Consider the following 8,685-nt stretch of genomic DNA (forward strand, 5'->3'; position numbering starts at 1 on the left):
TGAATACTCCCGAATTATAGTGAATTAGCATCATATGCATTGATAATTTTTGAAACGACAGGATGCCGCACAACGTCTTTGGAACTAAAGTTAACAAACTCAATCTGGTCAATGTTTTGTAAGATTCCTTGAGCTGAAACCAAACCGCTCTTCGCATGGCGAGGTAAATCAATCTGGGAAATATCACCATTGACGATCATCTTTGACCCAAATCCTAACCGCGTTAAAAACATCTTCATTTGAGAGCTTGTTGTGTTTTGGGCTTCGTCTAGAATAACAAACGCATTGTCCAGTGTCCGACCTCTCATGTACGCTAATGGGGCAATTTCAATGATTCCCCGATCCATTAGTCTCTCAGTATGTTCTGACCCTAGAATAGCATGTAAGGCGTCATAAATGGGTCTTAGGTAAGGATCCACCTTATCCTTCAAGTCACCAGGTAAGAAACCGAGACTTTCGCCTGCTTCAACGGCGGGTCTTGTAAGAACGATTCGGTCAACGATTCCCTTCTTGTAAGCAGCAATTGCCATTACCACCGCAAGATAGGTCTTACCTGTTCCGGCGGGACCAATTCCAAACACGATGTCGTGGTTACGAATAGCTTGAACATATTGTCGTTGGCCGAAGGTTTTAACCCGGACAGCTCTATTCTTAGCATCCTTTATCAATACCTGATCATAAAGATCACTAAAATATTCAAGCGTTCCATTTTCTGCCATGTTCAAAGCACTAACGAAATCACTTGAATTGATACTAATTCCCTTTTCAATCAAATTAAGAATGTTTTCAAGAATGGTAATCGTCGTATCAACACTGGTTTCCTTTTCGCCAGACACCTTCAATGAGTTACCAAAAACATTGATAGACACATCCAGACCAGCTTCAAGAATGCCAATAAATTCATCTTGGGCACCCACTATCATTGCCAAGTGATTTTGATCAGACACGATAAACTCTTTTGTATTTTTCAGTTCTTCTGCCAAGTACGGAATTACTCCTTTGCTTATTATTTAGAAAGTTGAGCCTTTACAAACTTATTAACAACACTACCGTCTGCTTGACCCTTTACTTTAGGCATAATTGCTTTCATAACGTTACCAAAATCAGCCATTGATTCGGCACCAACTTCGGCAATCGTTTCCTTAACGATATCTTCAACTTCAGATTCGGACAATTGTTTAGGTGCATATCCTTCGACTATGGCTAATTTTTCTTTTTGGCCACTTACTAAGTCATCACGGCCAGCCTTTTCAAACTCATCAATTGACTCGTGCTGTTGCTTTAATTCACGAGAAATAATTTCTGTAATTTGAGCATCGGTTAACTTTTCATTGCCATTTTCAACTTCAGCGTTAGTAATTTGGGATTTTAATCCACGAATTACCCCTAATTTAATTTTATCTTTTGCCTTCATTGCTTCTTTTAAATCTGAATTTAGTTGATCATAAAGACTCATTGTTATACTTCCTCTTTTCATTTATATGTGAATTTTACCATTAAAAAACTGCGCTTACCAGAAGGCAGGCGATTTTTCAGTTGTTAATACTTACAAGCAAAAGAAAAAGCAAGTCAGTGTCGATATTCGACATTGATCTTGCTTCTGGAATAGAATTGGCTGAACCGCATTCTAATTCATATATGCTTAGAAACGGCGCTTCTTCTTGTTGTTACGCTTACGTGCCGCCTCAGACTTTAACTTACGCTTAACACTTGGTTTTTCATAAAATTCTCGTTTACGATATTCTTGTAGTGTACCGCTTTTAGAAACTGTACGTTTGAAGCGTCGAAGAGCATCATCAAGAGACTCGTTTTTACGAACGACTGTCTTTGCCATATGAAATTCCCTCCCTCCGAGCTCAAAGTATCCCTTATTTGATATTTGCAAAATACCAAAACGGTTCGAGAATAATTATACATATTTAAACAAAAATCGTCAATCGTTTAGCGAAAAAATTCACACGTGTTAATATTTAAGTATCAAGTTAAGGAGAATAGAATATGAGTAAAAAAATCAACATATACGTAATATCAGATTCATCAGGGGGAACCGCTCAAACGCTTGCTCAGACTGCGATGTCACAGTTCCCAGATTTGATTGCTGAGATAAAAAGGTACCCCTTTGTCCAAACCGAATCAATTTTAACTGGGATATTAAAAATTGCCAAAGAAAATAATGCAATGATCTTTCACACCTTGGTAGCAACGGAGTTAAGCCAACAAGTAAAAGATTTTTGCGAAAATAATAATTTATTTCAATTCGACTGTATCCAAGGGCCAATGAATATGATTGCCAAGCTCGGTCAAGAAACACCCGCCCACGTGCCTGGCTTGGTTCATGACCTCAACGAGAATTACTTTGAGCGCATTTCTTCGATTGAGTTTGCAGTTGAAAACGATGATGGTAAAAACACTAAGGGATTGCTTCAGGCTGATGTAGTTCTCCTAGGGGTATCCAGAACCTCAAAAACGCCCCTGTCGCTGTATATGGCCAATTCAAACATCAAAGTGGCCAATCTACCAATCGGGCCTACAATGCAAGTTCCTGAGGAATTAGACGAGGTCAATCCTGATAAAATTATCGGCTTGATCAATACACCCGAAAAACTAAGTCGAATTAGAAAGCAAAGAATGCTATCGTACGGTTTAGATGCCAACACGCCTTATTCTGACCCGGAGAACATCAAAAAAGAGCTTGACTACGCAAAGAAACTTTACCGCAAGCTCGGATGTCTAACTATTAATGTATCTAACAAATCGATTGAGGAAACCGCAACGATTATTCTTGAAAGCCTCAATTTGGATGAAACAGAGGTTGATGGCTAAAAAGGCTTATTTGCCTTCATGTCTTCGATAATATTAGGATTAAATTTTTCTGCTCTTAACATTGCAACTTCATAACCGTGAGGATTATACCGAATCTTTTTATCATCGGGATCCTTCAAAATTGGCGTCTCCATTATTTTGGGGACGTTTTTTAATTGTTCATGATGAGCAATATAGTTAAGAGCATCAAACCCAATCGTCCCTAATCCTAAAATTTCATGACGATCTTTATGACTACCCATTTCATTCTTAGAATCATTCAAATGGATAACTTTAATTCTATCAAGGCCAACAACATGATCAAATTCATTTAGAACCCCATCAAAGTCGTTTTTGACGTCATAACCCGCATCATTGGTGTGACAAGTATCAAAAGTAACTGACAACTTACTGTTATCCTTTACTTTATCAATAATTTGGGCAATTTGTTCGAACGTGATTCCAACCTCAGTTCCCTTACCAGCCATAGTTTCTAAAGCGATTTGAGTAGTTTGGTCAGGTTCAATTACCTCGTTAAGGCCCTCAGCTATGTGGGCAATTGCTTTATCTGCGCCTGCTCCAACGTGAGCTCCTGGATGCAGAACAATTTGGGTAGCTCCAATCGCTTGAGCCCGCCTAATTTCTTCGTGAAGAAACGAAATTCCAAACTCAAAACTTTCTGGTTTTAACGTGTTGCCAAGATTAATGATATATGGAGCGTGAACAACTACTTCCCGAATATCATTATCAGCCATGAAGGCCTTCCCTTCATCCGCTTTAAGCTTCTCGATTGGTTTTCTAACGGTGTTTTGAGGTGCTCCGGTGTACACCATAAAGGCGTTTTCCTTAAGCTCAGCTGCCTGTTTTGCTGAACCTAAAAACATATCTGTTCCGTTCATGTTGACGTGAGAGCCAACTAAAAATTCATCACTCATTGTGTTTCCTCCCTAGAATTTCATTTACAACCCGCTTAGCAGCAGTTCCGTCCTCCCAAGCACAAAATCGTTGGTTAAACCTTTCAAGGTTAGCTTGGAATTCAGGGTAATTACCCTTCTTATCAAATTCACTGATTCGGCTATAAAATGAGTCAGTGTCAGTAACTAACGGCCCAGGTAATTCACTTTCATTATAGTCGAAATAAAAACCTCTGAGCTCATCACGATAGTGTTCCAAGTCATATGAATAAAACAGTATTGGCCGCATCAGATTGGCAAAATCGAACATCACGGAAGAGTAATCCGTAATCAACAAATCAGAAATCAAATATAGCTGATTAATATCCTCATCTGCCAAAATCTTAACCCGATTTTCGTATCCATCTATATTAATTTTATCCTTAACTAAGTAGTGAGGTCTAATAATTAGTTGAGTGTCATCATCGATCTGCTCAAAAAAGGATGCTAACGAAAATGGTAATTCAAAATTATAGACTCCCTGTGCCTTTGCATCATCATCTCGCCACGTTGGGGCATACAAAATTACTTTATTAGGAACAAACCCAAACAGGCGCTTCTTGATCTCGACGATAGATTTTTGATTGTTTGCTGTATACAAGACGTCATTTCGGGGGTATCCAACCGGAAGATAGTTGTTATTAAACGCAAACGCGGAAGTAAATATTTTCTGGGAATACTCATTCGGTGCTATCAGATATTCCCACCGATTAGCCTCATTGGCAAAATCACGATGGTATTTTTCAGTTGAGGTACCAGGAATTTCAACGTTCTCAATATCGATCCCAAGTTTCTTTAATGGGGTTCCATGCCAGGTCTGCACATACGTTGTGCGAGAATTCTTCTTCCACCAGTTTGGCATTCTAGAGTTAAAAACCCAATAATCAGCTGTAGCTAGTAGCTTTACCCATTTAAGTGAAAACCGCTTGATCAATTTTACAGTTGGAAAAGCTTGGTGTAAACGTTCGAATTCCCGTGGCTTAACGCTGAAATAAAGTTCACCGGTCTGCTCGGGATTTTGGCGAATTACTTCCTGATATATTGCGTACGGATTATCGTTAATGTTATTACCGTTAAAGCTTTCAAACACCATTCGCCCCTTTTTCACGGGCATACAAATAAACCCATCGTTTATCACGATGAGTCCATAGCGAGCAATCAGTTTTAATAATTTAACTAGTTTATTACTCATTAAAAAAAGCTCCTTCGCTAAATCAAATCAACAAACTTAGATCTGAACTTGTAGTGAAGATGGGAACCAACCAAGAGGAAGAATAGTACCATACCCCAAAAGACAAGTGTCAACGTTGGTTTCTGCCAGAAATATGCGGTATGGAACATTGAATCTCTGAAACCAGACACAATGTAGAAGAATGGGTTCAGTTGTAAAATTCTAACCATTGGTGCTGGAAACGCGTTTGTTTCAAAGTTGAACAGAACTCCTGACAAGTAGAACAGCATTCTCATCAACGATTGAAGTAAGATTCGGTAATCTCTAACCAACACAGATACAGTTGAATTAAAGATACCGAAAGCAACCAACCAAGCAATCATACAGATGAAGTAGTAAATCCACTGGAACCAAGAGATTGTTGGGTAAACCCCATGGAGTAATCCAATTAATAGCGTAAAGATCAACATTGTCCAAAATGAAGATAAGTTACTGACAACTTTTATCGTTGGTAGCACACTGACGGGAAACTTCATTTTGGAAACCATCCCGACCCGCGAGTAAATACTCTTAGATGCATCAAGCGTCACCCGGTTCATATAAAACCAAGGAGTGATACCAATAACCATCCAAGGTAGGTAGGCAATCCCATGAGTCGCATTTCCGTGTTTTAATCCAACCCCGAACACGACCCAGTAAATAGCAATCTGAATTAGTGGGTAAAGATATTCCCACACTAATCCTAAATAGTGACTTTGATATTCTGCTTTGTCTTCGTATCTAGAAATTCTAAAGATAATTCCGAGATTCTCTAACTGCTCTTTTATAAGAGTAAATACTTCTTTCAAAACTGAGCACTCCTTATTTATGATTCCAATATTGATAGATAATGATCAATCACCCTATCAGAAGCGTGACCATCGTTATATGTATTCCAACGACGATTAAATTCATCAAAATTAGTTGGCTTAGCTGCTGAAATCTCTTCTCTCAATTCATTAACCGAGAGAACTGGATTTGAGGGCAACCAGTCCAAAAAATCATCCTGAATCCCTGGATCGAGCTTGTACTTTTTTAAATCAAACATGTAGAAAATAACAGATTTTGCATTATCTAACAAGCTAAAGTCAAACGCAACTGATGAATAGTCGGTTACCAGTGTATCACAAACGGTCAGTAGTTCATTAGTTGAAAATTCATGTAAAAACCGAATTTGTTTGCTACGTACCTTGCGAACCTCACCCTCTCGATCCCGCAAAACTGGGTGAAGCTTGATAATGACAATTGCATTAGGATCACTGCTAAGTGCCTTTGCAGTCCCTTTAGGAAGTGAGAACGCCTTGTCATCACGGTATGTTGGAGCGTACAGAATCACCCGCTTATTAGCGAGTTCAGGTGCACTTCGAAAAATCCGCTTTCTAGTAGAAGTTACCCAATCCTTATCAAAGAACTGGTCACTCCGAGGATATCCCAACATCTTCATACGGTCCATGTCAGTTGCGTAACTATTTGAAAATACCCGTCCCATCGACTCTGACGAAACGATATAGTCATCAAACTTATCATAAACTGCCTGAAACCGTCGCTTATCTGATGCTGAACGTTCTTCAGTTGTGGGATCCTGCCAACCAAACTTTTTGATTGCTCCGTTGGCATGCCAAAGCTGGACTATCTTAGTTGACGGTCCCTTAACTAGACCACCAATAAAAGCATAGTAGTTGTCACAAAAGATAACCTTAGCCGTCATTATTCTTGGTATCCCCGCAAATACAAATCGCAGATTATCCTTGAACGGCCTAGTTGTAATACCAAATGCTGCCAAATCTGTTGCTGCTGCTTCAGTTGCTCGTCGATAATACACAACGAGTTTTTTGCCCTTAGGCATGTGTGACGCTAATTGCTTGATAAAGTCAACATTGCTATCAAAACTCATTAGATAGACAATATTGGTTTTCCTCCGCCAAATATTTAGCATCGACATTAGTCGAATTAAAAATAGGTAAAATACCTTCACAGTTCTCACCAAACTCTTTCCATTATTAACACACTCGGATATTATACCACACCCGCAGAGCCGAAAAAGGAAAAATCAGGGGCATAGGAATATCTTAACTTATGGCTTGGGCTCGTAAAATCGGCCAAGAATTTTAACTGTGTCGGAAATGCTTGCAAATGCATTTGGGTCTGATTCAAGTAATGCTTCCTCGAGCTCATTCATCTCGTAACGAGAAATTACAGTAAATAGAATGGTCTTAGCATCGTGTTGATAAGCCCCCTCAGCATTATGGACGATTGTAATTCCCCGCCGAAGATGATTTTGAACGCTATCAATCACCGTATTAGGTCGAGTGGTAATAATCATCACCTGCATCCGTTGTTGCTTGGTAAACGTCATGTCCATAACCTTGGCATTAACCAGTAAACTCAGTGCGGAATAAAAGGCGTATGGCCAGCCGTATGCAAAAGCTGCAGCAATAATTATCAAAGTATTGAAGGCAATATTGATTGTCCCGATTGAGCGACCTGTTCGTTCCCGAATAACAATTCCAAGAATATCGAGGCCACCGGTTGAAATCCCGTTTTTGAGAGCTAGTCCCGTTCCAAATCCATTAACCGCCCCACCGAAAATCGCACAAATTATTGGATCATGTGTCAACTGTAGCGGATTTAATACTTGAAGCATCACACTGGAAAGAACAACCGTTATAACTGTAAAAACAGTGAATTCCTTGCTAATGGCATACCACGCTAATACAAACAAAGGTAAATTAAGCAGGAATAAACCAGCACCAGTGGAAATCGTCATCGGTAAAAATCGCTCACTGATTGTTGTCAGCAACTGAGCAAACCCCGTTATTCCGGAAGAATATATGTGTCCGGGCGTCCAGAAGAAATTAACCGCAATTGATACCAGAATAGCGTAAATCATTGAGGTTGATATTTTGGTTATGTAAGTATGTCGCCGAAGCATTTTTGAAACGTCGTCCATTTATTTTGAATTCCCCTTAATCATCATCTTTATATTGATTATATACTATTATTTCAGTCAGCAAAGTAGGAAAAATAAGCAGCTTCCGCTAAACTGTCAAAAACGCAGAGATTCAATCACGATTTCGAGGTAATTGAATCACTGCGTTTTTGAATTTATCCTATCAAGATTTAAACCAATTTTACCGACAACCAAAAAATTATCACATACAAAACAATCACTATTGGGCCTAATATTCGCAATCGTTTAAAATAAGCATTTCTCATCTTGGATTTAACAACCTTTTTACCAAAAATAACAAGGCTAACTGCTAGAAGTGCCGGAATTCCAATAATCAAGGCATTAAACAAATAAACGTTCATAAATAACTCCTTACTCATCAAATTCAATTTATTAATTCTTTAACTATAAAAAATAACCAAAATATACAAATCGAATTGTAATCATTTAATTCAACACATTTAATTAAACTGTAGGTTTGTGAAATAAAAACACCTTTTATATGAACAATATTGGAAAATAAATAAAAAATTGATTGCAAAATAAAATTAGGTGGTTGGGAAATAACAATGTAAATTAAAAAAAGGCTGGGACATAAGTCACGCCGATAAATAAACTGGACCATATTTTCCATGATTCTTCGGAAAATATGGTCCAGTTTTTCTTTTACCGCTAAGCAAGGAAATAAAATAGCCATCATCAAAGCCAATTTATTCATATTTGCTGCCATTAGGATAATCCCTAATTCATTATTTACTTGTCTTAATCCA

At 38.5% G+C, this 8,685-nt stretch carries 10 protein-coding genes; 1 reads left to right on the forward strand and 9 read right to left on the reverse strand.

The annotated features are described in order from the left end of the window. Positions 1 to 14: 14 nt before the first annotated feature. The 3 genes from QOW94_RS03550 to rpsU all read right to left on the reverse strand — a co-directional run bounded on the left by QOW94_RS03550 (position 15) and on the right by rpsU (position 1,834). Positions 15 to 923 carry a PhoH family protein gene (locus QOW94_RS03550; protein ID WP_502867233.1) on the reverse strand — a complete coding sequence of 303 codons (909 nt, stop codon included), beginning with the start codon at positions 921 to 923 and terminating at the stop codon, positions 15 to 17. 83 nt (positions 924 to 1,006) lie between these two features. Next, a complete protein-coding gene (locus QOW94_RS03555) occupies positions 1,007 to 1,456 on the reverse strand; it encodes a GatB/YqeY domain-containing protein (protein ID WP_283678802.1) in 450 nt (149 codons plus the stop codon). Positions 1,457 to 1,642: 186 nt separating this feature from the next. Then, on the reverse strand, positions 1,643 to 1,834 hold the full coding sequence (gene rpsU, locus QOW94_RS03560; protein WP_003553874.1) for a 30S ribosomal protein S21: 192 nt from the start codon (positions 1,832 to 1,834) through the stop codon (positions 1,643 to 1,645). A 164-nt stretch (positions 1,835 to 1,998) separates the two neighbouring features. Here rpsU and QOW94_RS03565 point away from each other — a divergent pair, with 164 nt between their 5' ends. Further along, positions 1,999 to 2,823: a pyruvate, water dikinase regulatory protein gene (locus QOW94_RS03565; protein WP_283678809.1), complete on the forward strand. Its 825-nt coding sequence runs from the start codon at positions 1,999 to 2,001 to the stop codon at positions 2,821 to 2,823. On the opposite strand, the gene QOW94_RS03570 is transcribed toward QOW94_RS03565, so the two are convergent. The 6 genes from QOW94_RS03570 to QOW94_RS03595 all read right to left on the reverse strand — a co-directional run. Next, entirely contained in the window at positions 2,820 to 3,737 is a 918-nt protein-coding gene (locus tag QOW94_RS03570; RefSeq protein WP_283678810.1) for a deoxyribonuclease IV, read from the reverse strand. The two genes, QOW94_RS03565 and QOW94_RS03570, sit on opposite strands and share 4 nt — an antisense overlap. Next, positions 3,730 to 4,947, reverse strand: coding sequence for a CDP-glycerol glycerophosphotransferase family protein (locus QOW94_RS03575; protein ID WP_283678811.1), 1,218 nt, complete (start codon positions 4,945 to 4,947; stop codon positions 3,730 to 3,732). Before QOW94_RS03575 ends, QOW94_RS03570 begins: the two co-directional genes overlap by 8 nt. A 17-nt stretch (positions 4,948 to 4,964) precedes the next feature. Beyond that, positions 4,965 to 5,774 carry an ABC transporter permease gene (locus tag QOW94_RS03580; protein ID WP_283678812.1) on the reverse strand — a complete coding sequence of 270 codons (810 nt, stop codon included), beginning with the start codon at positions 5,772 to 5,774 and terminating at the stop codon, positions 4,965 to 4,967. Positions 5,775 to 5,791: 17 nt separating this feature from the next. Further along, on the reverse strand, positions 5,792 to 6,949 hold the full coding sequence (locus tag QOW94_RS03585; protein ID WP_502867232.1) for a CDP-glycerol glycerophosphotransferase family protein: 1,158 nt from the start codon (positions 6,947 to 6,949) through the stop codon (positions 5,792 to 5,794). Between the two features lie 90 nt (positions 6,950 to 7,039). Continuing rightward, on the reverse strand, positions 7,040 to 7,915 hold the full coding sequence (locus QOW94_RS03590; protein ID WP_283678814.1) for a YitT family protein: 876 nt from the start codon (positions 7,913 to 7,915) through the stop codon (positions 7,040 to 7,042). Between the two features lie 385 nt (positions 7,916 to 8,300). Beyond that, positions 8,301 to 8,685 (reverse strand): hypothetical protein (locus QOW94_RS03595; protein ID WP_283678815.1); only part of this gene is annotated, 385 nt, incomplete at its 5' end.

It is taken from the genome of Lentilactobacillus sp. Marseille-Q4993, from assembly GCF_951230165.1.
Lineage (GTDB): Bacteria > Bacillota > Bacilli > Lactobacillales > Lactobacillaceae > Lentilactobacillus.